The 25,108-nt window shown below is 38.1% G+C and carries 24 protein-coding genes; 12 read left to right on the forward strand and 12 right to left on the reverse strand.

The annotated features are described in order from the left end of the window. A partial coding sequence (locus ACO1O5_RS02660) for a beta-L-arabinofuranosidase domain-containing protein (protein WP_486268203.1) occupies nucleotides 1–474 on the reverse strand: 474 nt, incomplete at its 3' end. Nucleotides 475–624: 150 nt separating this feature from the next. Here ACO1O5_RS02660 and ACO1O5_RS02665 point away from each other — a divergent pair. From ACO1O5_RS02665 to ACO1O5_RS02720, 12 genes are all read left to right on the forward strand, one after another. Next, complete coding sequence (locus ACO1O5_RS02665) at nucleotides 625–975, forward strand: nuclear transport factor 2 family protein (protein ID WP_486268206.1); 351 nt, start codon at nucleotides 625–627, stop codon at nucleotides 973–975. A 125-nt stretch (nucleotides 976–1,100) separates the two neighbouring features. Continuing rightward, nucleotides 1,101–1,523, forward strand: a complete 423-nt coding sequence (locus ACO1O5_RS02670) for a hypothetical protein (RefSeq protein ID WP_486268208.1) — start codon at nucleotides 1,101–1,103, stop codon at nucleotides 1,521–1,523. A gap of 13 nt (nucleotides 1,524–1,536) precedes the next feature. Continuing rightward, a complete protein-coding gene (locus ACO1O5_RS02675; protein ID WP_486268210.1) occupies nucleotides 1,537–1,872 on the forward strand; it encodes a YciI family protein in 336 nt (111 codons plus the stop codon). 242 nt (nucleotides 1,873–2,114) lie between these two features. Then, complete coding sequence (locus ACO1O5_RS02680; protein ID WP_486268212.1) at nucleotides 2,115–3,044, forward strand: alpha/beta fold hydrolase; 930 nt, start codon at nucleotides 2,115–2,117, stop codon at nucleotides 3,042–3,044. Between the two features lie 956 nt (nucleotides 3,045–4,000). After that, nucleotides 4,001–5,641 (forward strand): PAS domain-containing protein, encoded by a 1,641-nt coding sequence (locus ACO1O5_RS02685; RefSeq protein ID WP_486268214.1) that lies wholly within the window; start codon nucleotides 4,001–4,003, stop codon nucleotides 5,639–5,641. A gap of 55 nt (nucleotides 5,642–5,696) precedes the next feature. Next, nucleotides 5,697–8,384 carry a PAS domain-containing sensor histidine kinase gene (locus ACO1O5_RS02690; RefSeq protein WP_486268216.1) on the forward strand — a complete coding sequence of 896 codons (2,688 nt, stop codon included), beginning with the start codon at nucleotides 5,697–5,699 and terminating at the stop codon, nucleotides 8,382–8,384. Nucleotides 8,385–8,417: 33 nt separating this feature from the next. Further along, entirely contained in the window at nucleotides 8,418–8,861 is a 444-nt protein-coding gene (locus tag ACO1O5_RS02695; RefSeq protein WP_486268218.1) for a response regulator, read from the forward strand. A 50-nt stretch (nucleotides 8,862–8,911) separates the two neighbouring features. Then, complete coding sequence (locus tag ACO1O5_RS02700) at nucleotides 8,912–9,358, forward strand: response regulator (protein WP_486268220.1); 447 nt, start codon at nucleotides 8,912–8,914, stop codon at nucleotides 9,356–9,358. Between the two features lie 8 nt (nucleotides 9,359–9,366). Continuing rightward, the gene (locus tag ACO1O5_RS02705) at nucleotides 9,367–11,964 is read left to right on the forward strand and encodes a sensor histidine kinase (RefSeq protein ID WP_486268222.1); all 2,598 of its coding nucleotides are present in this window, start codon (nucleotides 9,367–9,369) and stop codon (nucleotides 11,962–11,964) included. Between the two features lie 664 nt (nucleotides 11,965–12,628). Then, entirely contained in the window at nucleotides 12,629–13,339 is a 711-nt protein-coding gene (locus tag ACO1O5_RS02710) for a hypothetical protein (RefSeq protein WP_486268224.1), read from the forward strand. A gap of 587 nt (nucleotides 13,340–13,926) precedes the next feature. After that, on the forward strand, nucleotides 13,927–15,279 hold the full coding sequence (locus ACO1O5_RS02715) for a sugar porter family MFS transporter (RefSeq protein WP_486268226.1): 1,353 nt from the start codon (nucleotides 13,927–13,929) through the stop codon (nucleotides 15,277–15,279). Between the two features lie 729 nt (nucleotides 15,280–16,008). After that, nucleotides 16,009–16,761, forward strand: a complete 753-nt coding sequence (locus ACO1O5_RS02720; RefSeq protein WP_486268228.1) for a YdcF family protein — start codon at nucleotides 16,009–16,011, stop codon at nucleotides 16,759–16,761. Nucleotides 16,762–16,813: 52 nt separating this feature from the next. On the opposite strand, the gene ACO1O5_RS02725 is transcribed toward ACO1O5_RS02720, so the two are convergent. The 11 genes from ACO1O5_RS02725 to ACO1O5_RS02775 form a co-directional block, all read right to left on the reverse strand. Further along, nucleotides 16,814–17,710, reverse strand: a complete 897-nt coding sequence (locus tag ACO1O5_RS02725) for a hypothetical protein (RefSeq protein WP_486268230.1) — start codon at nucleotides 17,708–17,710, stop codon at nucleotides 16,814–16,816. Beyond that, a complete protein-coding gene (gene nrfD / locus ACO1O5_RS02730) occupies nucleotides 17,688–19,043 on the reverse strand; it encodes an NrfD/PsrC family molybdoenzyme membrane anchor subunit (RefSeq protein WP_486268233.1) in 1,356 nt (451 codons plus the stop codon). Before nrfD ends, ACO1O5_RS02725 begins: the two co-directional genes overlap by 23 nt. Before the next feature lie 9 nt (nucleotides 19,044–19,052). Then, nucleotides 19,053–19,976, reverse strand: coding sequence for a 4Fe-4S dicluster domain-containing protein (locus ACO1O5_RS02735; protein WP_486268235.1), 924 nt, complete (start codon nucleotides 19,974–19,976; stop codon nucleotides 19,053–19,055). A gap of 24 nt (nucleotides 19,977–20,000) precedes the next feature. After that, entirely contained in the window at nucleotides 20,001–20,234 is a 234-nt protein-coding gene (locus ACO1O5_RS02740; protein ID WP_486268237.1) for a hypothetical protein, read from the reverse strand. 47 nt (nucleotides 20,235–20,281) lie between these two features. After that, entirely contained in the window at nucleotides 20,282–20,692 is a 411-nt protein-coding gene (locus tag ACO1O5_RS02745) for a c-type cytochrome (protein ID WP_486268239.1), read from the reverse strand. 385 nt (nucleotides 20,693–21,077) lie between these two features. Then, on the reverse strand, nucleotides 21,078–21,611 hold the full coding sequence (locus ACO1O5_RS02750) for a hypothetical protein (RefSeq protein ID WP_486268241.1): 534 nt from the start codon (nucleotides 21,609–21,611) through the stop codon (nucleotides 21,078–21,080). Between the two features lie 174 nt (nucleotides 21,612–21,785). After that, entirely contained in the window at nucleotides 21,786–22,766 is a 981-nt protein-coding gene (locus tag ACO1O5_RS02755) for a DUF5777 family beta-barrel protein (protein WP_486268243.1), read from the reverse strand. Nucleotides 22,767–22,789: 23 nt separating this feature from the next. Further along, nucleotides 22,790–23,164 (reverse strand): hypothetical protein, encoded by a 375-nt coding sequence (locus ACO1O5_RS02760; protein WP_486268245.1) that lies wholly within the window; start codon nucleotides 23,162–23,164, stop codon nucleotides 22,790–22,792. Between the two features lie 21 nt (nucleotides 23,165–23,185). Next, nucleotides 23,186–23,989: a hypothetical protein gene (locus ACO1O5_RS02765; protein WP_486268247.1), complete on the reverse strand. Its 804-nt coding sequence runs from the start codon at nucleotides 23,987–23,989 to the stop codon at nucleotides 23,186–23,188. A gap of 228 nt (nucleotides 23,990–24,217) precedes the next feature. Next, nucleotides 24,218–24,733 (reverse strand): hypothetical protein, encoded by a 516-nt coding sequence (locus ACO1O5_RS02770; RefSeq protein ID WP_486268248.1) that lies wholly within the window; start codon nucleotides 24,731–24,733, stop codon nucleotides 24,218–24,220. A 67-nt stretch (nucleotides 24,734–24,800) separates the two neighbouring features. Next, nucleotides 24,801–25,037: a hypothetical protein gene (locus tag ACO1O5_RS02775; protein ID WP_486268250.1), complete on the reverse strand. Its 237-nt coding sequence runs from the start codon at nucleotides 25,035–25,037 to the stop codon at nucleotides 24,801–24,803. Nucleotides 25,038–25,108 lie beyond the last annotated feature (71 nt).

Genomic DNA, 25,108 nt, shown 5'->3' on the forward strand with positions numbered 1-25,108 from the left:
CGTATAAGTACCGAGGTATCCATTTTTTAACTGCGAGTGAATCAGTTCGTACATCATTCGGTCCATTTGCTTTTTAAGCGCTGTATCATGCGTATTTCTCCAGGTATTGCAGGCAGCTTCCAAATATTTGCCAACATGTTCTCCGATCCAGGGATGATTGCCAGGCCTGTGCAAGTAACCACTCATGATGCCATCCTCGTCAATTTTTAAAAGGCGTTCCTCCAGGTTTTGTCTGTATCGTATTCCGATGTAGCCCTGCAATAGCTGGTTCTGAAAAGGAACAGGAATAAATACATCTTTAATTTTATTTGGAACAACCGGCATCGGTTCATCACCAACCTTAATTTCAATTTGCTTAAACGTAGCAGAGTCATACTCCGTGGTTGATTGCCCGTGCGTATTAATAAAGATAATCAATGAAAAAAATGAGAATAAATAATATGGCGTGGACTTTCTAAAATAAATGGATCTCATATACCAGGTTTATATCGTTAGTTGTTTAGAAGCGGCAATCGTAATATCCTAAGGTAATATTATTTCAGGAAAATGTATGGTGATACACGGTGAAAGAAAATCCGTAAAAATTCCGGCAGACTTACCTTTACTTCTCAATAGTGTTTTACCATGGAAAAATATAAAGACATTCTTACGGCGGCGTACTGTTCATTCAATGTAAGGGATATTGATGCAGTACTTTCTTTAATGGATGCAAACGTTCACTGGCCAAACGGGTGGGAGGGTGGCTATGTTGAAGGCCATGATGAAGTACGGGACTACTGGACGAGGCAATGGAAGGAATTGGATCCAAACGTGCAGCCGGTTTCATTTAAAGAAAATGCAAAAGGGGAAATCGAAGTTGAGGTTCGGCAGGTAGTAAAAGATAAGAAGGGAACTATTTTAGCTGATGATATGGTTACGCATTTGTACGTTATCGAAGAGGGGTTAATAAAAAGTATGGAAATTAAGAAGCAATGATCTTTATGGAATAAATAAAAAAGTAAATTTGGATAAATCCCACAAAGCCACTGAGTATACTAAATTGTTTTCTTTCTGATCTTAGTGGCTTAGAGGAAATAAATAATAAAATTCCACAAAGTCAAATGATGCAGACCGCAGGATATTCCGGAACACCCCTGGCGAAAAAGCTCGGCATAAAAGATGGGTTCAAAATAAAACTTGTCAATGCACCGGAACACTATTTGAGACTCTTTTCAGATTTTCCTAAGCAAACAAAAATGATAAAAGATGACCAAACAAAAGTTGACTTTATTCATTTGTTTTGCAATAACGCCGAACAGTTAGATTCTAAAATCAACATTTTAAGAAATCAATTACTGCCGGCAGGAATGATATGGGTATCGTGGTATAAGAAATCGGCAAAAATTGCTACGGACGTCACGGAAGACATTATACGAAGTATTGCATTAAAAAATGGCTTAGTGGATATTAAAGTTTGTGCCGTTGATGAAAAATGGTCCGGATTGAAGTTGGTGATTCCGGTAAAGCACCGGGTTATTTTATAAAAAAATAATACAAATGGATGCTATTACAGATGAGTATATGAAAGACATGCTCACAAAATCTAAATCTTATTCTCTTATGATTTTAAAAGCTGGACCAAAAGAGATTACGCCTGAGCGAATGCAAGTTGTATGGGAACATGGGCGACGGAATTTTGAATTGCGTGCCAAGGGGCTGCTGTCTGTTGTTTGCCCGGTGCGTGAAGAAAACGATATTAAAGGCGTAGGAATTTTTAATATTGAAAAGGAAGCGTTGAAAAAAATTATGGATGAGGACCCCGGTGTGAAAGAAGGCATATTTACTTACGAAATTCTTTTATGCAAAAGTTTCCCTGGCGATATGCTTCCCTGATATATCCTTCTGGTAATGCATTCAATAAGCAAGCTTGGTTAATTTGATGGATGGGGATAAAAAAATAATTGGTTACCTCAATGCCAGTTGTCAATTCAATTATTTTTCGGCTAACAAAGCAACCACGCCGGCCGGGCAAAAACATCGGTTATTGTTGCCGCTTATAAAAAATAATCCAGTTAGTGTATAAAATGTAAAGGGTAGCTAGGATTTCTCAGTTACCTTTTTGAAAAGTATTTATCATGGGATTTAATTCACAGGTAACGATGAAGTTTATTTTGGCATTAATTATCCTCATAATTTTTAGCAGGGAAGCCTACACGCAAACGGAAGGATATGTGCCTTCTGGTGGTACTCAGATTTATTACAGATTGTTTGGTACGGGCAAACCTTTACTGATTATCAACGGTGGCCCGGGCATGAACAGCGATGGCTTTGTTGACCTGGCTAAATCGCTATCGAAAAATAATACGGTAATTATTTATGACCAGCGTGGAACGGGCAGGTCAACTTTGCAAAGGCTCGATTCAACAACTATTACCATGCAATTAATGGCAAATGATATTGAGAACCTGAGAAAATATTTGAAAATAAAACAATGGATCATCCTTGGCCATTCATTCGGCGGCATGCTTGCGTCTTATTATGCAGGCGTTTATCCCGGAAATGTTAAGGCGCTGATTCTATCGTCATCAGGGGGCATTGATCTCGGATTATTGTCTTATGTAAATACACGGCTTACCGCAAGACTCAGCGAGCAGGAAAAAGATTCATTGCAATACTGGAACAAAAAGATAGGTGGTGGTGATACCTCTTATTTTGCTAGGCTGCATCGTGGTTTCGCCCTGGCGCCCGCCTATGTTTATGACCGTAAAAATATTTCAACCATTGCCGAAAGACTTACGCAGGGAAATTCTGCCGTTAATAACCTCGTATGGCACGATCTTCGAGAAATAAAATTCGATTGTAGCAGCAGATTGGCCCGGTTTAACGGGCCTGTATTAATTATCCAGGGAAGGGAGGATATTATCGAAGAAAAAACCGCAATAACAGAGCATAACGTTTTAAAAAATTCCAGGTTGGTTTTTATGGAGCATTGCGTGCATTATGGATGGCTCGACAGGCCCGACATTTATTTTCCGGAAATTAAAAAATTTTTAGCGGCCAATTGATGCCTTCTCCACAAGTTGCCCCTGGTAACTAACAGTTCTTTATAAAGAAGGAAATTCTTTACAATATGGTAAATCATATTCGATAATAATATAATAGAATATTTACTGCAAGTACATCAATTTTTTTTTACTAACCTTTAAGAATTGGTATAGACGAAGTTTTTTAAGATTATTATGTTTAACGAATTTAATTCATCAGTTGATGAAGGTTGATTCGGAATATTTTTTGGCAGAAAATAAATTTTCGGGCGACACAAATATTCATATTTCGGGTATCAGGTGCCGTTAGGTTAGAAAGAATAATCTAATAATAGTGGCGAATTTAATTATTAGAAAAATATTAAGTTATATCAATTAGATTAGTATATATGCCAAAATAATATATTCTTCAGAAATTAAATTATGTAGTAGATTAGTATTGAATGCTTTAAAAAGAATACAAATGGCGCTCTAATCGCCATGCCACCCCGTTTAAAAAGTGCATTTCTTAAATTTAAGAAGGCGTTACATACGTTTGTTTCCAACTGGTGATTTTTGTTACCTGTTAGCTTAATTTTTATTTGAAAATTGATCTTTTGGGTTTTAGCCTGTTATCTCAATTGGAAAACATTACGCAATGATATATTAACGGGCTGTTGATTGGCTTTACATGCCAGGAAGGATATTGATTGAATAATTAAACAAATAATAAGAAATAAACGATGACGATTATTAGATGAAGACTAATTAAGAATTTAAAAATTCATTTGCAATGACATGCCATATCGTAATAAAAATAGCCAAATCGCCCCGAATTAAAAGTGCTGGCTATAACACCTTCATATTTGTTCCTGTATTTGCAGCAAAGATAAAGAGCTGCGTTTTTCCGCAGTTAATCTCTAATTATCCTTCGGGTATCTTTATCCGTGAGGAGTTACGATGCGCAATCACTCCTGAACTAATTAAAACCCCCAACGATGTTGCCACCCGAAATTATCCAACTGAAGAATGCCGAAGATAAATTCAAGTTGTTGCTGGAAGCAGTCCCCGATGGTTTGATCATAGTCAATCTTAAAGGTGAAATCGTTCTTGTTAACAGGCAATCTGAAAAGCTATTTCAGTATACCAAAGAAGAACTGGCCGGCAAACCTATTGAAAAGCTGTTACCTGCTTATTTTTTTATTAACCAGGCGTATAATAGGGCCCACTACAAAAAAACGCCAAAGATGCGACCAGGCGGTGAAGGGCTTGAGCTATTTGGGATAACAAAAGATGGCGAGCAGATTCCTGTAGATGTGAACCTTTCACAGGTTGTGGCAAATGATGAGTCTTTAATATTTGCTTTTGTTCGTGATATCACTGAACAGAAAAAGGCCGTGGAGGGTCTTAAAAAAACGCAAAAATATTTTCAGCTACTGGTAAGCAGCGTGAAGGATTATGCCATTTTTATGCTTGATGTTAATGGAAATATTATTACCTGGAACAGCGGTGCTGAAAAAATAAATGGGTATAGAACGGAAGAAATAATCGGGAAGAACATAGCAGTACTTTATACCCAGGGCGATGTGGAAAATAACGAACCAAAGAACAACCTGCAGGAGGCATTGAAGCAAGGGCGTTTTGAATCACAAGGTTTACGGGTATGTAAAAACGGTTCAATGTTTTACGCAAATGTTGTATTTACCCCGCTCTTTGATGACAATCAAAATCTGTATGGCTATGCAACGGTAACATGGGACATAACAGAGAAGCGACAAACTATGGAAGACCTCCACTACATGGCAACCATCGAAAAAAACATCCACGATCCTGTCATTTCATCTGATAATGATGCACTCATTACCAGGTGGAATGACGCAGCGGAAAAATTATTTGGATGGAAAAGCGCGGAAGTAACCGGTAAAAACATTGACAGTGTTTTGAATGTTTATTATCCCAACGAATCGCGGACAGAAATATTAATATCGCTGCAAAAAAACGGCAGTTGGAAAGGTGAATTGGTTTATTATACCAAAGCCCATCAACCCATATACGTGTTGGCTACACAGCTACAGCTTAAGGATAGTGATGGAATTATTGCCGGCAATATGGTTATAGCGCAAAATATTACCGAAAGGAAAAAAGCGGAGGAAGCCATTTTAAAATTTAACCAGGAATTAGAGCTAAGAGTTAAAGAACGTACGAAATACATTTATGAGAGCGAAATGCGATTCCGCACGCTCATTGAAAACAGTAATGATATTTTTTTAATGCTAGATGAACGTTTAAAAACTATTTATTGCAGTCCTTCGTCAGAACGGTTAACCGGTTGGGGCGATAAAGAAATAATAAACGAAGACATGTTCGTAAACGTGCATCCCGACGACATGGATTTCGTGAAAGATCTATTGGATATGGCTATCATGCACCCGGGAAAAATATTCAATTTATTATTTCGTAACCAGCATAAAAATGAAAAATATCTTTGGCTGGAAGGTACTGTTATCAACCTTCTGTCAAATAAATATATTAAAGCGCTTGTCGTAAATGTGCATGATGTAACTGAGCGAAAAGAAACAGAAAATAAACTGATGAAAACTTTAAGAAAAATTGCTGATAATAAACATTCTTTATATTGAGCGTGTATAGTTGTGATAAAGGGAACTTAAACACTTTAGGTAAGTAATTGTTATAATGAACGAAGTGAGCGAATTTTTTAGCAAGTTATTTGATACCGCAGACTGGCCGCCCCGCTGGCATTGCGGCCAGTGGACTTCTTTTCACGGGTGGTTGTATATCGTTAGCGACCTTTTGATATGGTCGGCCTACTTTGCGATACCGGCCGTTATTCTCCGGTACATATCAAAAAAACAGGGCATTCGCTTTGTACGGTTATATTTTCTTTTTGCAGCGTTTATCCTTGCCTGTGGTGCTACTCATTTGTTAGATGCTATAGCTTTCTGGTTTCCGCTTTACCGGTTAAACGCTCTTGTACTTTTCATAACTGGTGTCATCAGTTGGGTTACTGTTTTTTACCTGGTTAAAAATCTTCCGTTACTATTTTCAATGCGTTCGCAGAAAGCACTTGAAGCGGAAATAGAACTGAGGAAACGATCAGAAGAAAAATTCAAGGGTTTACTGGAAGCGGCCCCCGATGCAATGGTTATTGTTGATGCAAAAGGTGAGATCGTTTTGATAAACCGGCAAACGGAAAAACTTTTTGGGTATACCAAAGAGGAATTAAGCGGTAGATCGGTAGAATTATTGGTACCAGTCGGGTTACGTGGCAAACACGAGGATTACCGGGCCCAATATTCTAAAGATCCGAAAGTAAGATCAATGGGTTCCGGCCTGGAATTGTTTGCTGTAAGAAAAGATGGAAGCACATTTCCGGTAGAGATCAGTTTATCACCCATTCACAAAGACGATGGTGCGCTCGTGAGTGCTTCTATACGCGACATTACTTTGCGTAAAAAAGAAGAGGAGAAACTTAAAATTGCTAAAAAGGATTTTCAATTATTAGTCAGCAGTGTAAAAGATTATGCTATTTTTCTGCTGGACAAAGCGGGCCATGTAGCTAGCTGGAACACCGGGGCAGAACAAATAAAAGGGTATACCGCTGACGAAATTATTGGTCAACATTTTAGTATATTTTATACTGATGAGCAAAAGGAAGCCGGCGAGCCGGAAAAGAATCTTCAGTTGACATTGCAAAAAGGTCACTTTGAAACAGAAGGATTGCGGGTACGCAAAGACGGTAGTACGTTTTTTGCTGACGTAGTTTTCACATCCCTCATAGATGATGATGGCAAATTGTATGGCTTTGCAAAAGTAACCAGGGACATTTCGGAAAAAAGAAAAGTTGATGAACGTAATCGTTTTTTGGCCAGCATTGCCGACAATATAAAGGACCCCGTCATTTCCACCGATACAGATTTTAATATTACAAGGTGGAATACACCGGCTGAAGAATTATTTGAATGGAAAAGTGAAGAGGCAATTGGAAAAAAAACGAATGACATTTTAAATGCAATTTATCCTAACGAAACAAGTGAGGAAATATTGATCTCTTTTAATGACAAGGATTATTGGGAAGGAGAACTCATTTACCACACAAAAGCTGGAAAGCCTGTAAAGGTGCTGGCAACCGTCTCTCATTTAAAAGATGCGGAAGGAAAGATAGCAGGTAATCTTACCATTGTAAGAGATATTACAAAAAGAAAAAATGCAGAGGATGCACTAATAAAATTGAATTCGGAACTGGAGCAAAAGGTTAAGGAAAGAACCCAGGTAGTAGTAAAGACGATGGAGGAAAAAAATACGATTCTTGAAAGTATCGGCGATGCGTTTTTTGCAGTCGATAAAAACTGGAAGGTTACCTATTGGAACCGAATTGCAGAAAAAGATTTAAGTGTGCCTAAAGAAAGTATAGTAGGTAACAATTTATGGGAAATATTCTCAGATAGTATTGAGTCAGTATCATACAAAAAATATCACGAGGCGATGGCAACCGGCCAGGTCGTTCATTTTGAAGATTACTATGCACCTCTAAATAAATGGTATGAGGTAAGTGCGTATCCCTCTGGAAATGGGTTGTCGGTTTATTTTAAGGATATAACCGAGCGCAAAGGTGCTGCCGAAGAAATTAAAAAATTAAATTCAGAACTGGAGGAGCGTGTATTAAAACGAACAGAACAGCTGAAAAAATCTACTGAAGAAATGGAGGCATTTTCTTATTCAATATCGCACGACCTGAGAGCGCCGCTGAGAGGTATCATTGGCTTTGCTAATATTTTAGAAGAAGATTACGGAATTAAATTAGATGATGAAGCCCGGAGAATTACAAACGTCATTAAAAAAAATACAACAAGAATGGGAATGTTGATTGACGACCTGCTTTCTTTCTCCCGGACGGGGCGCCAGGAACTTATGAAAACCAACGTTGATTCAAATAAGCTGGTTAAAGATGTAATAGCTGAGGTTGGTCCGGATAGAAAAAGAATTGAATGGATTTTACGCCCGCTGCCGGTTATTAAAGCCGATGCAAATACCTTAAAGCAGGTTTGGATCAATCTTATTTCAAATGCGAAGAAATATTCAGGAAACGCAGATAAACCAAAAATTGAAATAGGCTCAATACAAAAAAAAGGAAGCATTACTTTTTTCATAAAAGATAACGGCGTTGGTTTCGATGAAAAGTATAAAGCCAAATTATTCAAAGTGTTTCAAAGATTACATACTAATGAAGAGTTTGAAGGCACGGGTATTGGCCTGGCGATTGTTGACAAGATAATTTCCAAACACGGTGGCGAAGTATGGGTAGAAGCAGAACTGAATAAAGGTGCTACTTTCTATTTTTCATTACCGGTTGATAAAGAATAATAAACAAACGAATTTTTTAAACTGATAAATGATATGGATTATAATCTGGTTGATGTATTACTGGTGGAGGATAACATAGACGATGCGGAGCTTGCCATGCGGGAATTGAAAAAGAACCAGGTTCATAACAACCTGCTACATGTAAAAGACGGTGAGGAGGCGCTTGATTTTATATTTGCCACCGGAAAATTTGCCGGGCTTCGGGCAATTCAAAATGTACCGAAATTAATTTTGCTGGATATTCAAATGCCCAAAGTGAACGGAATAGAAGTATTGGAAAAAATAAAAGCCGATGAACGAACCAAAATCATTCCGGTAGTTATTCTTACCTCATCCAACCAAAGCCCCGATATTACGAAATGTTATAACCTTGGCGTTAACAGCTATATTGTAAAGCCTGTAGAATTTGAAGCCTATGCCAAAGCCATAAAAGATTTGGGGCTTTACTGGCTGTTGCTGAACCGGCCGCCTGGATAATGAACCAAAGCAAAAAACTGGAAAGTATTTAAAACAATAAAAGATAAACTATGGACTATAATTCAATTGATATTTTACTCGTGGAAGACAACATGGACGATGCAGAACTGACAATCAGGGAATTAAAAAGAAGTCATTTGGCCAATAATCTGTTTCATGTAAGAAACGGGGAAGAGGCGCTCGATTTTATTTTCGCACAAAATAAATATGAGAAGAAACGGCATAATTCATGTGCGTTAAAGGTGATACTACTTGATATAAATATGCCCAAAGTGAGTGGTATTGAAGTGCTCGAAAAATTAAAGACCAATGCAACCACAAAAGATATCCCGGTAGTAATCTTAACTTCTTCAAAAGAGAGTATCGATATTCAAAAATGTTATAAGCTTGGCGCAAATAGTTATATCGCGAAACCCGTAAGCTTTGATGCCTTTACACATGCTATAAAAAATATTGGGTTTTATTGGTTGCTTGTAAACGAACCCGTGTTAAAATAAATGACAGAATGAAAGAACAATTAAAAGTCTTGTTGCTGGAAGATAGTGAGACCGATGCTGAAATTGTTATGCGTCTACTGAAAAAATCAAACCCGTTTTGTGAATTCAGGCTCGTAATGTCGGAAAAAGATTATGTAGGTGCACTCGACGAATTTCGCCCCGACGTGATTCTTTCCGATAATTCCATGCCGCAGTTCAGCGCTAAAGAGGCGCTGGAAATAAAGCAACAACATAATCTGACAATTCCATTTATTATGGTTACCGGAAGTGCATCGGAAGAATTTGCGGCAGATATCATTAAACTGGGCGCCGATGATTATATTATTAAAGACAGGATGGTAAGATTGCCCGTAGCTATTGACGCAGCGTTAAAACAGAAGAAGGCAGAAAGGGAAAAAAAGGATGCGGAAAAGAAAATTATTGAATCGGAAAATAACCTGAAAACAATTTTTGAAAATACCAATGAAGGTTTTTTGCTGATAGATAACAATGGCACGGTGAAGGCCCTTAACAGAATCGCCGCTGGTTATGGACTGTTTATTGGCAAAAAAGAAATACAGGTTGGCAATCATCTTTTTGATTTCATAGAAACGGATAGAATTGAAGAGTTTAAAGAAATGATTGCTAAAGTTTTAAAAGGTGAAAATTTTGAATATGAGCGCTCGTACCTATTCCCCGGCGGCGTTGTAAAATGGCTGGAGTTTTCAATTATGCCGGTAAAAGAAAATGAACAGGTGACGGGGATTTGCGTAAACGGCAACGACATAACGGAAAAGAAAAAAATTCAGCAGGACAGAGAGTTTGACCGCGAAAATCTTAAGGCATTAATAAATAATACGGATGACCTGATATGGAGTGTGGATAGAAATTTTAAGCTGATAACCTGTAACGATTCTTTCAGCAGATATTTTAAAAAGCCCAAAAGCAATTTGCATAGCACAATAAACCTGGGCACGACAGATTTCGAAAGAGATCCATTTCTGCGATTTAAAGAAAATTACGAACGGGCTTTCAAGGGCGAAACTTTTACCGTAGTGGAACACAATGCGGAAATTTGGTCGGAAATATCGTTTTACCCCATTTATAGTAAATCGGAAATTATCGGTACGGCTTGTTTTTCGAAAGACATCACGCTGCGCAAACATGCTGAAGATGCTTCGCGAAATTACCTCCTTGAAAAAGAAGCGCTGGCTGAAAGAATGTCCACTATTCTTAATGCACTTCCCGCCAACATAGCCTTGCTGGATAGCCGTGGAATTATTGTTGAAGTAAACGACGCATGGCGGAATTTTGCAGATAACAACGGGTTTGTCAGTAAGGACTATGGTATTGGGGACAATTACATAACCATAACCGCTGCCACCAAAGGCACGGAAAAACATGATGGGAAAATAGTGTCTGCCGGCATTAAAAGAGTACTCAATAAACTTGCCGATAGTTTTGAATACGAATACCGATGCGATTCACCGAATGAGGAAAGATGGTTCAAACTAATTGTAACCCCATTACACGAAAAAGAAAAGGGAGGTGTGGTAGTAATGCACTTGAACATCACCGAACAAAAAAAGAATGAGACCGCATTAGAGAAAACCTTAAAGGAGCTGTCCGATTATAAAATTGCCCTTGATGAATCTTCTATTGTATCCATCACTGATTCCAAAGGAATCATAACTTATGTAAATAACAATTTCTGCAAAATTTCAAAATACAGCACCAACGAGTTGATCGGTAAAAATCACCGTATCGTAAATTCATCTTTCCATGAAAAGGCCTTTGTTAAAAATTTGTGGGCAACAATATTAGCTGGTAAAATATGGAGAAATGAAGTTAGGAACCGAACGAAGGATGGAGAAATATATTGGGTAGATGCCACAATAGTTCCCTTCCTTGATAGTAACAAGAAACCGGTTCAGTTTGTGGCGATTAATAAAGACATAACTGAAAAGAAATTAATCGAACAAAAATTAATAATGCAAAAAATACAGGAGCAAAAAAGAGTTACGAGGGCAATGGTAATTGCACAGGAAAAAGAGCGGAACCATTTAGGCGAAGAACTCCATGATAACGTTAACCAGATACTGGCGGGTACGAAATTGTACCTTGGCATGATTGGAAACGATAAGCCCGAGATTAAGCAATTAATTAAGTACCCTATGGAATTAATCGATAGTTCTATCGAAGAAATCCGGTTGCTTTGCCACAGGTTAGCTACCCCCCTGAAAAACATCAACCTTAACCAGATGGTGAGCGACCTGCTCGACACTTTAAGCGCGACTTCGCCTATTAAAACGGCCTTTACTTATTCACTTTCTTCCGAGATCCTGAATGACGATCTCAAACTGAACATATACAGAATTATACAGGAACAAATCAACAATGTGGTAAAATATTCCAAAGCGAAAAATGTGCGGGTATCCATAACTGAAAAAGACGGGATACTGGAAATTAAAACACAAGACGATGGAATAGGATTTGACATGAGAAGTAAAAGGAAGGGTATTGGCATCTCCAATATGATGCACCGGATAGAATTATACAATGGTGCTATGGAAATAATAAGCAGCCCTGGCAAAGGTTGTACAATAAACATAAAAATACCTTATTAAGTATTTTACCATTTCCATCAATAATGCCAAAAAAAATCGTGTAAACTCTTTGAGGATTTACACGATTTAATTAGGTCAGGTGGTTATTCAAAGGGAAGCAGCGGCTCTTGCAAATAGGTATTGAATAGCGAAACGAAACAAACATTATTTTCTACTCATACAAATATCATGGTTATAAGAATTCTGTAGCGTAGTAAGCGGCCATTACTTGCAATAGAAATTTTTCTATTATAATTATGCTCAACACTTAACTTTAAACTAACTTTTTTCTCACTAAACTTCCCGTGCATAGTAATGATCATTTAATGTTATGCGTTAAAGACAGGGCAGAAATGGTAAGATAATTCTCCCGAAAGAAAATGATAAACAAGTCTGAATTTGAGGATGTTAAAATTCTATACCATTTCATTTGCCGACAGCCACAATAATTTGCAATGAAAAACCGCCTGCATCACGATAAGTTCCAATTAATTTGTTTTTTTTAAGATGTTAATGATAATAATTGATCCCATTTACAGAATACTTTCACCTTTCCCCGCTCAAAGACTATTAATGGTTTCAAAAAATTCAGCTAACGGCGTTATAACAATTGACAAAATTTGCCGTTCTAAAAATATGAGATCAAATTCGTAAATTCAATTTATTAATCACTAAAGTATAAAACATGAAGTCCCTATCTGAAACATGGTTTGCTGAAGGTTATATTGATTTCGAACTAAAAAAATATACCTTGCTCGCCTACCTTCAACACGTAAATTCTTATTTCAACCAAAACAAACTTTATCCCCAACTGGCTGATATTATATTTCATTACAATAACATTGTAGCCTTCCGGGAAAACAGCAGGTTTTTGCAGGAACACTTTCCAAAGCAGCTTACTGAAGTAAACATGAAAAAGCTACAACTGGAATACGAAAGAATTATAGAAGACAGTGAATTAATGAAGGAACTGGAAGACATCGTTCACTATTCGGCAGAGAAAATAAAAAACACCATACAAAATGGAACTGAAATATATGAATTTGTAGAAGCAAAATTAAATATTGAGCCGGTGGGCCTTATTCCGCTGGATACTAACGAAGGATACCTGCTTATATGCGACGGACGGTTTAACACAACTGTCGCTTACCAATACCACCTGACAATATATGAAAAGCATGATGAAAAATATCGTGGAATCAGGACAGATTTTATAAACCAATGGATACGTTCCTTAAGTAACTCTGCCGAAAATATAAAAGCGGAATTAATCAGAAGTTACCCGCAATTACCAAACCCGGCCGTATATAACATAGAGACTCCCCTGGCTTACCCAATGGAAGAAACGTTGTTACCCATTGCCAAAAGAAGTTTTGTAAAATATATTAGCAGTTAAACACAGCACAGCAATAACTAACTGTTTAGCATAAACGAATATAAAACAAGTGACTTGTCTTGCCGGCGGGTATTTGTGCAAAGTTTCATAATCAGGCAAAAGCTGACGATAATTTAGCGTATCTCCTTCGCAGTTAGCAGGAACAAAAAGGATTAATTTTAGTCTTTTCATATCTGGATTATTCTATACGCAACTATTTAAAGATAATGGTCAAAATGCGACTATGGTTCTTAAAGATAATCTCGTGCGTTACCGATATTTCCAAAAACTATTTAAAATTAGCTTCATGAGTTTTTGGATAAATTTCTATTTCCCACAATAAAGATAAATTGGTACCGTTATTTAATTAGACGGTCAAAATAATAACTACCTGAATCTACCCCGGCCGTGCTTCACCTTTGAACTCTTGAAAATAACCCATTAATTAAGGCTGCCTCTGGTAGCTTTTTTTTTGTCTTCTTTTTATCCAATAGATTTAAACCTTTATTTTCTTAAATGATAATATAAATGGAAATAATACGAAATTGCAATTCATAGTTCAACACTATAAAAATTGATTTACCTTTTACTATAAAACGATACTTGCTATGAATAAAAACAAACTGCTGCTTTGGTCCATAGTTGCGGCGCTCGCCGGTTTCATATTCGGATTTGATACAGTTGTAATTTCCGGCGCCAACCAGCCCATTCAACAACTCTGGCATACTTCCCCGTTATTTCATGGCTTTTTTATTATGTCGATGGCATTGTGGGGAACCGTAATAGGCGCCATCTTCGGAGGTATTCCTACTGAAAAGTTTGGACGTAAGAAAGTATTACTGTGGATAGGTATTTTGTTTAGTTTTTCCGCGATAGGTTCAGCACTTGCTCCCGATCCGTATACATTTTCATTCTTTCGTTTTATCGGGGGAATTGGCATTGGAGTTTCGTCTGTTGCGGCCCCCACTTATATTTCAGAAATATCTACTGCTAAAACAAGAGGCAGACTGGCCGGCTTATACCAGTTTAATATAGTATTCGGAATTTTTGTTGCATATTTTTCCAACTATTTACTTAAAGGAGTTGGCGGCAGTAACGACTGGCGATGGATGCTGGGCGTGATGGCAATTCCCTCAATTATTTACACAGCATTAGTGTTTACAGTACCCGAAAGTCCGCGCTGGCTGATTACGATCAAAAACAATTTAAAGAGGGCAAGAGAGATACTGGTACTCATAGGCGCCGATGATCCCGATAAGGAAATTAATGTGATTATTGCGGCCAACGCAACCATCAAAGCTAGCCTTACTAACGAGAAACTATTTTTTAACAGGAAATACAATAGGGTTTTATGGCTGGCATTTTTTATTGCATTCTTCAACCAGTGGTCTGGAATTAATTTCATATTATATTATGCTCCGCAGATTCTGCAAAGCGCTGGAATTGCTGCAAAAGATTCACTTGCAAGTTCTATTGCGTTGGGAGGCACCAATCTTATTTTCACATTCGTTGGCCTGTATTTTATCGACCGCATTGGACGAAAACAATTGCTAATTATAGGTTCTCTCGGATACATTTTAAGTCTCGTATCGGTGGCTATCTGTTTTAAATTCCAGGCCAGTAATACTATTCTGCTTTCGTCACTAATAATGTTTATAGCTTCTCATGCAGTTGGTCAAGGCGCCGTAATATGGGTTTTTATTTCAGAAATATTCCCGAACAATGTCCGGGCATTAGGGCAATCTTTTGGAGCAAGTGTTCATTGGATTTTCGCGGCAATTATTACATTAATTACCCCTTATTTTTTGGACAAAGACAGCGGAATTTTCGGTAATAATCCGTGGCCAATATTTGCATTCTTTGCCTTTATGATGATATTGCAATTAATTTGGGTTCTTACGAAAGTGCCTGAAACAAAAGGTGTGTCGTTAGAAGAACTTGAAAAGAAACTAATACACTAATAACCCTTTGTATAAATCTTTCGCGAGCCTGACTGCAGGCGACACTAAGTTGCTATACTCCCAAGTAGCACTTCGATAATTTACAAATTGCCAAATCCAATCAGGAAGCCGATTTAATGAACTTAAGAATTGGTGCTAAATTCAGCCATAGAGAAATTAACCTAATCTTCTTATGTTTAGGGGAGCAGCTGCCGTTACAATAACTCCGGGAAAACCGGCTTCAATGAAAATATTTGTTAAGTATCAAAAATCGGTGTCTTTTTTTAGCAGAACCGGACTACTCAATTTTGAATGGATTATTAAAATTTCAGTATCTGAAAACAGGTTGGGCATCATGGCGTATTTTTACTGAAACCCAATACAGGATGGAATCTTAATTCAGGCAAACCCACTCTGAGATAATATAACCAAACCTAAGTTGTTTAGTTTTAACTTTTATCGGGATGTAATTTTGCTTTATAAAAGCGTTAGAGAAGAATACGGAACTGTGAAGAATAGCTTTAAGCTGTGAATCAGCCTTGGAAATACAATTAAACTTTCTCATATCAAGCAATCGTAAAGGGTCGGCCTGTTTCTACAGGAAGGCCTGTTTTTTTTAATGCCACAAGGTATACAAGATTTATAAAAATTGATATTGACCGAAATAAAATTACGGTCGTGTTACACTTCTTGCCATAATATCTTTTTTCTTTTATTATTTATTACTTTTCAAATAAATTCTAAAAGTTTATGCACCATTTAGCCTCCGGCATCGTATCATTTTTTTTATCACCCCTTAACTGGGTATTTGTGTTGGTTGTTGCCGCATTCTTTCTTCGCAAAGCTTCTCACAAAAGGATATGCAGGATTGCGGCATTATGCATTTTTATTGTGTTCGGCAATCCATGGTTGTTAAACTTGTATGCTAAGAAATGGCAGCCGATGCCCGTTGCAATTAATAATAACATTATCTATAGTTGTGGAATCGTTCCAGGCGGATTTGCAAGCCCGGACGCAGAAGGAAATGGATATTTTAATTCAACTGCTGACCGGTTTATACAGGCGGAGAAATTATATAAACTCGGAATAATAAAACACATTTTAATAAGCGGCGGCAATGGAAAATTTGACGACAATAACTTCCGCGAAGGAGCCTGGGCAAAAAATGAACTTTCCGTAATGGGAGTTCCGGATTCTGTAATTCTTGTAGAAGACCGTTCGAATGACACTTTCGACAACGCGGTTTATTCAAAACAAATTCTCGACTCGTTGCAATTGAGTCCGCCTTACCTGCTAATTACCTCTGCATATCACCTACCAAGAGCCTCACTTATATTTAAGAATGCCGGAGTTGTTACAGCTCCATTTCCCTGTAATTACTTTGAAGGAAGAGGCCGCTTTAGTTTCTCATCTCTTATACCAAATCCACAAGTGTTGCCCGCATGGGATTTTTATATTAAAGAAACAGCGGGATATTTGTGGTATTCTATTAAGAAAAAGTAGTAAACGATAAATGGATGCCATTGCGATACGAGAGATATTACCTCCTGTTATCTCAAACTTCTGTTCCCAGTTTCTTGATTTTTATTAGCTGAAATACAAGGTAAATAATAGTTCCCCATACCCCTATTACAATAGAATACGCCACAACTAATAACCATATGGGTGTTCTGAAACGTGTTGACCATAGCGTTCTTTGAGCAAAGAAGTCTTTTGGAGGTTGAATTGCTGATCCCCAGTTTACCGTCTTTTCAGCGAACAGGGTACCATAGGCGTCATTATCATCCACTTTAGCAACGAGGGTAATGTTTCCTTTTTCATCTCCGGGAATTGAATCTCTTTTAAATTCGGCGCTTGAAACACCTGTAGAATCTGAGGTATACGTTGCCTCATCACCAACTGATAAATTACCGAGCATGCGTTTTATGGAAAGATTCATGTCGATATCTTTAACCGCAACCCAGGCATCTCCATTTTTTTCTTTCAATTCGCCAATAACAGTTCTCACTCCATCTACAGAAGTAGTATCAACGGTAAGAATAGCTTTTTTGATGGTTATGTCGGCGCTCAAAGGTTCGTGTCCGGCAGATGAATCTGACAGTGCAAGAAATTTGAATTCGTTAAGTGAATCCCATGCATTTTTGAACGAAGGCGGCAAACCAATTCTCGCTTTTCCTATCGCGTCTGTAGTTACCTTGCCGAGTAAGTTTTTTTCTTCGGCTTCGTTAAAATAAATAGTCAGCGATATGTTTTGTACAGGTTCAAATTTTCGTCCTACTTTCTTTTTTGTAGTTACTTCCAAATAAGGGACGTGACTTGCGGGCAGGAAATAATTGATGCTTAGTAATGTTGGAGATGCTGCCGCAGAATCCTGTGCATTTATAGTTTCAGATGATGTTCCCAACAGGAACATGAGGAGTATAATAAATTTATGATGTCTGTACATTTTCATATTGTTCAAGTTTTTCAGCCAGTTTAGTAATTTCATTTTTATCCTCCAGTGTTTTATAAATTGATATTATCGGAAACACTCTCACGAAAAAAGTAATAATGAGTAACACTCCTGCCATAGAACCAATTGTAATGGCCCACTCTTCCCAACTTGGAAAGTAATGACTGAACCGTGCAGGTGCATCGTATTTTGGTAAGAAAGGATGCAATAAAGTAGGTGTTACAATAAGGTACCTTTTGAACCACGCACCGATCACTATCATAACTCCTACGATAAACATTGGCCGGGGTGTTCTTCCTTTTTTGAATATCAATACCACGATAGGAATGATCATTCCAACCAAAATAGCGAACCAAAACATTATGGAATAGTCGCCGGTGAAAAGGCCATTCAAATAATCCTTCTCTTCTTTTTTCATTTTAAAGGCAGGTACTAAAAACTCGTTAACATTAAAATATAAATATAACAGTGCAAGCATCACCGTTATCTTGCCCATTTTATCGAAATGCAATTGAGTGATATAGTTTTCCAATTTATAAACACGGCGGAAAACATACATGGCTACTACAACTGCACCGGCACCCACGAGGAAGGCACCAGATACAAAGTAAGCGCCAAAATTGCTGCTATCCCAGCCGGGACGGTAAGTAGTGGCAAACAACCATGACGTAACCGTATGTATACAAAAAGCCACTGGCACAATGGTAATGCACAGTATCGTGATGCCTCTGTCTCTTATCTTTTCCTGCGCTGCTGTGCCTTTCCAAAACGAAGCCATCCACCTGTATAATTTTGAAAAGGGCTTGCCTAATTTATCTCTAAGGCCGATCATCAAACGGGCATCAGGTATCAGGGTAATGTATAATAAAAGTAAGCTCAGAAAAAAATAGGTGGTGATAACGATAACGTCCCACAAAATAGGAGACTGGATGCGACCGTGGGTGAACAAAAAATATAACCTCTCCGGGCGCCCCATATCTACAATAATAATCAGGGCGGCAAAGGTTATGTTAGAAACGGCGATAATTTCGGCTATGCGTGTTAGTGGGGTACGCCACGGTACCCCGGTAAGCCTGAAAATTGCAGTGATAAGCGAACCCACAAGGCTTACGGCAACAAAAAAAACAAAGTTCGAAATATAAATACCCCAAGATACATAATCGCCCATGTTGGTTACAATCAAACCTTCTCTTAATTGCTTTATATAAGCGAAAGCGCCAATACAACAGATAGCTATCAAGCCGGCAGTCCATATCATTCCCCTGCGGCCAAATTTTTGTGGCAATAGATCACTGGTGATTTTTTCCTTAGATAAATTTTGCAGATTTTCCACGTTATTAGTTTAAGATTTTTTTTCAGCAGGCGCTTCTTTTTCGAGGCCTTCTTCAAATTTAAAATTTCTGTTTACAGGCGGTAGATAGTAAACACTTGGTTTAGTTCCCAAATCTTCCATCAATCTGTAACCCGCTTTGTCTCTAACGAGGTCGCTAAAACGAAAAGTTTCAGAACCGTTAGTAACGGAATCTTCGATCATGTCTCCAAAGAAATATACGCCGTTAGGGCAGGCAGAAACACAATGTGGTAACATTCCCATACGGGTCATGTCAGGACAAAAATCGCATTTGCCAACCGTTCCTTTCTTTTGTGGTAAACTGGTTTCAGGATTATACTGCTGGTCAGCGATATCTACCGGGAGGTTGGGATCTCCCCAGTTAAAAACACGGGTTGAATAAGGACATGCTGCCATACAAAACCGGCAGCCAATACACCGGTCACTATCGATCAATACAATACCATCCTGGCGTTTAAAAGTGGCATCTACCGGGCACACCTTTACACAAGGCGGTTCATCGCAATGCATGCAGGTAGTAGGTTGCCAGTAAGGAGCTTCCATGTTTGCATCCTGCATCGGGTATACCTTGATCCAGTTTTGGGCATCCTGCACATGATGTGCATGATTACACGAGGACTGGCAGGCCTTCACATTTTTACAACGTGATAGATCGATAACCATTACAAATTTTTTACCGGGAATGCCTTTTCTCGCTTCTTCATTACTTACCGATGGCATATGTGGAACCGGTTTGAGAAAGGCCTTATCCACTTCGATAATATTACCATCCACCGAAAGTAATTTCACTTTTTCACCCGAGGGAATTATATCCTCTTCGTCATGCGAGTGAGGCGTTTTAGAATTGCAGGCAACAGCAAGGGTAGTAAGCAATCCTGCTGCCAGAAATTCTCTGCGTGATTTGTCTTGATTCATTTTTAATGTGGTTGTTGGACTTGGTTATTTTTTAATCCAGGTTTGCATTTCCTTATTGGTAATCTTCTTCTTCGTTGGCGGAAGAGCCGCTATGTCAACCTCCACCAGTTTACCATCTTGCGTAAGCATTTTTACCGTGCCGGCTTTTTTTGTTTTTTTACCTGGTATAAAAAATCTAAATGCGGTTAACAGAGCGGCCGCCGTAATACCTGTACCAATAAATTTTTTACGGCTCTGCATTTTATTTTCGTTGTCCATAATTTTTGTTTCTTAATAGGAAAATGATTACTCCGAAGATTGACGAATTATTTGTTTAATGTCCTTATGTAATCAACCAGGGCCCAGATATCTTCCTCATCAGGAATTTTTTTCTTGAAGCTTGGCATATCTTCCCTGCCTTCGGATATTTTATAGAAGAAGGCACCATCCGTTTGTTTTTGTACATCGGGTAAAGAAAAATTACCAGGTTCCGTTTTTAATTGTGCAGCTTTTGATCCATCACCATGGCCTGTTTTGCCGTGGCAGGATTGGCAATTTCGTGCCCAAAGTTCCTTGCCGTTTTTGAGAGATTCGGCGTTAGAGGCAACAGGGTTTTTCATCTTTACATATTTATCGGGAACCACCCATGGTTTTTTCTGCTGGAAAGCGGTTGTGATGGTAAAAATTGCCATACCTGTAAAAGCGAGAGCTGTTGTTAATAAGAGTTTTGTTTTCATGTTATTTTAGTATTTATTTATTTGCGAATGAGTCAAGATAAAAATATTTAAAAATTTTTTTTTCACAGTCTTGTAATCTTTACCATTAATCTGCGTATACAACTGCGTAAAAATAGCAGGGGCTACAATAGAATTCTATGAGAGCCATCAGGCATTTCTGTGATATAAATCAGATGTTGAAAGTGCAGATTGTAGTGCGCAGGATTCATGTATACACCGGGCCTGTTGATACGATCTAACTTCAAACTAAATCTCTAAGCACCATTTATAGGGAGTGAGAATATTTAAGTCTGCGTGTAATGTTCGTTTTATAGTTACCTGAATAAGACTCCCGCTTTTCAAAAGTTACGGTCTGATCAAACAGTTGATCTTATAACAGAATAATCTATTTAGTGAAATAGAAGCCTAAGTCGGTATCGATATTTGGCATGTCAACAAGAACCGGATCTTTTTTAGTGTCGAAAAGAAATAAGCCGCATATGTCATTTTTGTTATCCAGGTCGATACATATTCTGCTTGCATCAGTCTTTACAAATAAAATGTACCGGGCTCTGGTGGCATCAAAAACACGTATTTGCGGCCAATATTTTTTAAGTTCTATCCTGGCATTTTGTATCTGGTAATGACAATCGTGGGTGAGCATGTCGAAGACGGCTTTCTCATTCACGGCTTTTATTTTTTCCATTTGCAACGAATCGGGACTGTAGAATACAGCAGCTTTAACGCTAACTATAATTGTATCATTAAAACCGGATGCGGGCTTTTTTATGATCGGCGGCTTTCTTTTTTGGGGTTCTTCTTCCTGTTGATTATTATTTTTCTTGGCATTTTCGGAACATGATGACGTGAGTAGAAATGTTGTAAATAAGCAACAGGCCAGCGCCTGGCAACAAATGATTACGGTAAAGTTCTTTTTCATATAAAAGAAAGCTGAAAATTTCTATTAATATTTTAGTCTTACGGCTGCTAAGACAGGACCTATACATTGATGTCGCAAGCTATATAAAAATAAAGAACCCTCAATTGAAATTCAATTAAGGGTTCCTGTGTTTTTTGAATTGTGGGTCTAGTCAAACAATTTTTTTTGTAGTCTTTAAAAGTTCCACAACCTGGTAATATTAAAGCCAATTAAAAATTGTCCGCCTTTAACCTTTGTGCCTCCTGTTTGTTTAAATCCGAAGGGGTTGTTGGTATTATAGAGGCTGTTCTGTTGCGGACTTAACAAGGAATAGTTTCCTGCAAACATCTGAAAGGTGTGGCCGCTGGTATTAAACTCAAATCCAAATGCAATATTCGGATGTGGGTTGTTAGTGGGGAACCGGGTCAGCGGCTGATCATAGTCCACAATTATTGAAGTTACTTCCGTCAATTGATACCTTGCGCAAAACGATGCAGCAAACATATCAAACTTCTCTTTTTTAAATGCATACGTAATGGTATCTTTTTGTGCATAATACCCCGGCACTGAATTCTGGTGAGATATGCTGGCTCCTACCTGTACCGAAAGATTATCGTTAATTTTTCTCGCAACTATTATCTCGTTGAAAAATGATAAACGCTGCGTTTGGTAAGTGTAGAGAAAGTGGTCAGGATCTGCTTTGGTTGCATAAGCCATATTCCCATAGTAGGTCACACTCACCGGGTATTTCCCTTTTGTTTGTTTTAAAATGGCATACTTGGCGCTTCCATCCAACAGCATATTTCCATTGTTCCTGGTTGCCCCGAAACCCAGGTTTAAATTATTAACCGGTGCATAGCTGAAACCGATGCGCATATTAGCGGAAGCATAAATACCCCACAAATCTTTAACGCCATTTTCTACCGTTCCAAACCTATGTTGTATATCCGCTTCGAACGTTCCTTTGATAGGGACCATTACAGTTTGATCATCGATGATCCACATACTGCGAAATGTATTTTTTACCGGTTTGTGTTTCACCGGTGCTTCAGTTGTTGTTGCAGCAGCAGTGCTATCATCTTGCGCAAAGACAGTGGTATTCAAAAGGAACAATAAAACCGTTATATAACAACTAACCGCCAGTTGCCTTTTTGCTGTATAAATAATTTTTTTCATTTGATTAATTTTTTTAGGATCACTTAATTGTTAGGAGCGCCGTTTCTTATCCAGTCATAAACTTTTTGCCTGTCGTCAGCATTGGGAATATGAACTTGCATGTTCCCGTTGATTTGTTGGTAAAGCTCACTCTGCTCTGGCTTTATTGTATTTACAAATCCTCCCAAAAGTTGCTGGTAAGAGACATCAGCACTCAAATAAGGCACCTGGGATCCTTTCACGTGGCAACCGGACAAGGCGCAATTTGCTGTAAAGATGGGTTGGAGGTCGCCGCTGAAACTTACATATTGAGGTGGCTTGGTGTTAGCAACAGCAGGAAGAATCACATCTTTGTAGCAACTGCTCAAAACGAGACTGACAGAGAACAGTAACCCCGCATATATTAATAATCGTTTCATTATAATTATATTTTTGGGTGATTATTTATTATTAAAATTTATGTTGCACTGAACCGAAATAATATCCGATATCTCGGCGGTAGTCATCCCGAATGATCTGCAGTTAAACTTAAAGTTCAATTGCAACCCAAATACATCATAAGCCGATGCGGTACCTGCATCAATTGTTGACCTTTTTACATAAGAAAGCGTGCCATTAATAGTTGTATCATGGGGAGCGGAAAGCGTACCCTGCCAACTCATTACCATCGTAACAATATAGCCAGGACTTTTGGGATCAAGTTCCACTTTGGTAGTTCTGATAACAGCTACGTTGGAGTCCTGGAGGTTTTGTGTGCCGGTTATTATTTTTGGCGCGCCTACAAAGCCTAAATAACAACCCCCGTCTCTTCCCGGTTCTCCCGTATTAGATGTATTCATTTGAACATAGCCCGCGAAATAAGTTTTTGTCGGATCGTTTTCATAAAAAGCCCATGAAGTATCCAGCACAGGCTGACCTTTTGGAATAGCGTATAGCTGTCTTGCAGAAGATGGAAGACTATTTAATCCAAACAGGTTAAACCTACCCGTTAGCAAGGCGCCTTGCTCAAGGTAATCGCCTGACCACAATACGCTGGAATGTGCCTTGTCCATTTTCCATTGTGTTGTATCTCCTTTGGTCTCGGTTCCAGGGAGAAAAACGGCATTACCACGATTAATAATAACAGTACCAGTCGATTGGTCTGGAAGTACTAAATCTTTATGAGTACAACTGGCGATATATCCATAACCACTTATTAAAATTATGGCGATTAAAAGGAGTGTTTTGTTGTTGAGCAGTTTCATATAATATTTTTAAGTTTGAATGATTGAATGAAAACACGAAACTATATTCGGTAGATTAATATTCTTATGATTATCGTCAACCGATTGTGTGACTTTTGTCACACACCAGGGGGAGTTCTGGTTCAATATAGGCGGGAAGATAAAATTATTCGGGTAGGCTGCTGATGCTTATATAATACTACGAAAATTAATATTACCAACAGTTACCATTAAACGCAAATTGTGCCCTTAAGTTCTGTTTTTATTTGAGGAGATGAAAAGCGACAATAGTAACATCAGCACAAATGCCCCGCCATTTAAAAGCAGGCTGATAGTATATATCCTCATATCGTTTTTTAAAATATTCTCGTCCGCTGATGAGGCAAATTGTAATACGATATCTTTCAGCAAAAAGAAAAAGAATACAAGGCTGTGAAGCAAGCTTAGCACCTTTTTTTTGCTAAGTGCCGGAATCCAGAAGAGTATTGAAAGCAGCGCCCAGATCATTAGCCAGGGCAAATGCATCATTTGCTTTATATTTCCAGATGAGTAGTTAAAATATAATTTTTTTAATTGAAGCCCGAGGTAAAGCGTCCCTATGAGCGCATAAGCGTATGGTAAAACGGAAGTCATCTTCGCTTTAAAATTAGTTGTCAGTTTTTTACCAGAGGCGAAGTATATAATAATTGCATAGACCAAAGGATAGCCTGAAAAGAAAGCCATTAGCTCTAACTGTTGCAGGTACGCGAAAAAATTATTTCCCATATCATTAATGGTTAAGTAGTAAGCGTAACTATATTTTTATTTTATGCTTTCGTTGCAATTAAATCTGTTACTCTTTATTTGAAAAGGTAAAACTAATTGCAGATAAAAGCCGCATGTTTATTTCCAGGTTTTTAATTCTTTGATGGTGCTGGTGCAACCTTGGCACCAAGGCTTCATTGATATTTGTGGCTCCAAAGAAAACAGGTTCTTCATTTGCGGCAACGGAATATAAACGGTCGTTCTTTTTATTGAATTGTTTCGCTATTGTTTTCGGGCTGCTTTTCAGCAACAAGCTCAGTATCATTACGCAGGTTTTCCGAACCAATACGCATTATATAGAACCAGGCTTTATGGGCTCATCCTGCTTTTTGAAAA

It is taken from the genome of Ginsengibacter sp. (assembly GCF_057362405.1).

Excerpts from the sequence above, each read along its gene's own strand:
- ACO1O5_RS02720 (WP_486268228.1), top strand. The coding sequence starts at position 16,009 with ATGCACCATTTAGCCTCCGGCATCGTATCATTTTTTTTATCACCCCTT.
- ACO1O5_RS02685 (WP_486268214.1), top strand. The coding sequence starts at position 4,001 with ATGTTGCCACCCGAAATTATCCAACTGAAGAATGCCGAAGATAAATTC.
- ACO1O5_RS02715 (WP_486268226.1), top strand. The coding sequence starts at position 13,927 with ATGAATAAAAACAAACTGCTGCTTTGGTCCATAGTTGCGGCGCTCGCC.
- ACO1O5_RS02765 (WP_486268247.1), bottom strand. The coding sequence starts at position 23,989 with ATGAAACTGCTCAACAACAAAACACTCCTTTTAATCGCCATAATTTTA.
- ACO1O5_RS02675 (WP_486268210.1), top strand. The coding sequence starts at position 1,537 with ATGGATGCTATTACAGATGAGTATATGAAAGACATGCTCACAAAATCT.
- ACO1O5_RS02745 (WP_486268239.1), bottom strand. The coding sequence starts at position 20,692 with ATGAAAACAAAACTCTTATTAACAACAGCTCTCGCTTTTACAGGTATG.
- ACO1O5_RS02750 (WP_486268241.1), bottom strand. The coding sequence starts at position 21,611 with ATGAAAAAGAACTTTACCGTAATCATTTGTTGCCAGGCGCTGGCCTGT.
- ACO1O5_RS02705 (WP_486268222.1), top strand. The coding sequence starts at position 9,367 with ATGAAAGAACAATTAAAAGTCTTGTTGCTGGAAGATAGTGAGACCGAT.
- ACO1O5_RS02695 (WP_486268218.1), top strand. The coding sequence starts at position 8,418 with ATGGATTATAATCTGGTTGATGTATTACTGGTGGAGGATAACATAGAC.
- ACO1O5_RS02680 (WP_486268212.1), top strand. The coding sequence starts at position 2,115 with ATGGGATTTAATTCACAGGTAACGATGAAGTTTATTTTGGCATTAATT.
- ACO1O5_RS02710 (WP_486268224.1), top strand. The coding sequence starts at position 12,629 with ATGAAGTCCCTATCTGAAACATGGTTTGCTGAAGGTTATATTGATTTC.
- ACO1O5_RS02690 (WP_486268216.1), top strand. The coding sequence starts at position 5,697 with ATGAACGAAGTGAGCGAATTTTTTAGCAAGTTATTTGATACCGCAGAC.
- ACO1O5_RS02770 (WP_486268248.1), bottom strand. The coding sequence starts at position 24,733 with ATGGGAAATAATTTTTTCGCGTACCTGCAACAGTTAGAGCTAATGGCT.
- ACO1O5_RS02760 (WP_486268245.1), bottom strand. The coding sequence starts at position 23,164 with ATGAAACGATTATTAATATATGCGGGGTTACTGTTCTCTGTCAGTCTC.
- ACO1O5_RS02775 (WP_486268250.1), bottom strand. The coding sequence starts at position 25,037 with ATGATACTGAGCTTGTTGCTGAAAAGCAGCCCGAAAACAATAGCGAAA.
- ACO1O5_RS02740 (WP_486268237.1), bottom strand. The coding sequence starts at position 20,234 with ATGGACAACGAAAATAAAATGCAGAGCCGTAAAAAATTTATTGGTACA.
- ACO1O5_RS02665 (WP_486268206.1), top strand. The coding sequence starts at position 625 with ATGGAAAAATATAAAGACATTCTTACGGCGGCGTACTGTTCATTCAAT.
- ACO1O5_RS02735 (WP_486268235.1), bottom strand. The coding sequence starts at position 19,976 with ATGAATCAAGACAAATCACGCAGAGAATTTCTGGCAGCAGGATTGCTT.
- ACO1O5_RS02755 (WP_486268243.1), bottom strand. The coding sequence starts at position 22,766 with ATGAAAAAAATTATTTATACAGCAAAAAGGCAACTGGCGGTTAGTTGT.
- ACO1O5_RS02725 (WP_486268230.1), bottom strand. The coding sequence starts at position 17,710 with ATGAAAATGTACAGACATCATAAATTTATTATACTCCTCATGTTCCTG.
- ACO1O5_RS02700 (WP_486268220.1), top strand. The coding sequence starts at position 8,912 with ATGGACTATAATTCAATTGATATTTTACTCGTGGAAGACAACATGGAC.
- ACO1O5_RS02670 (WP_486268208.1), top strand. The coding sequence starts at position 1,101 with ATGATGCAGACCGCAGGATATTCCGGAACACCCCTGGCGAAAAAGCTC.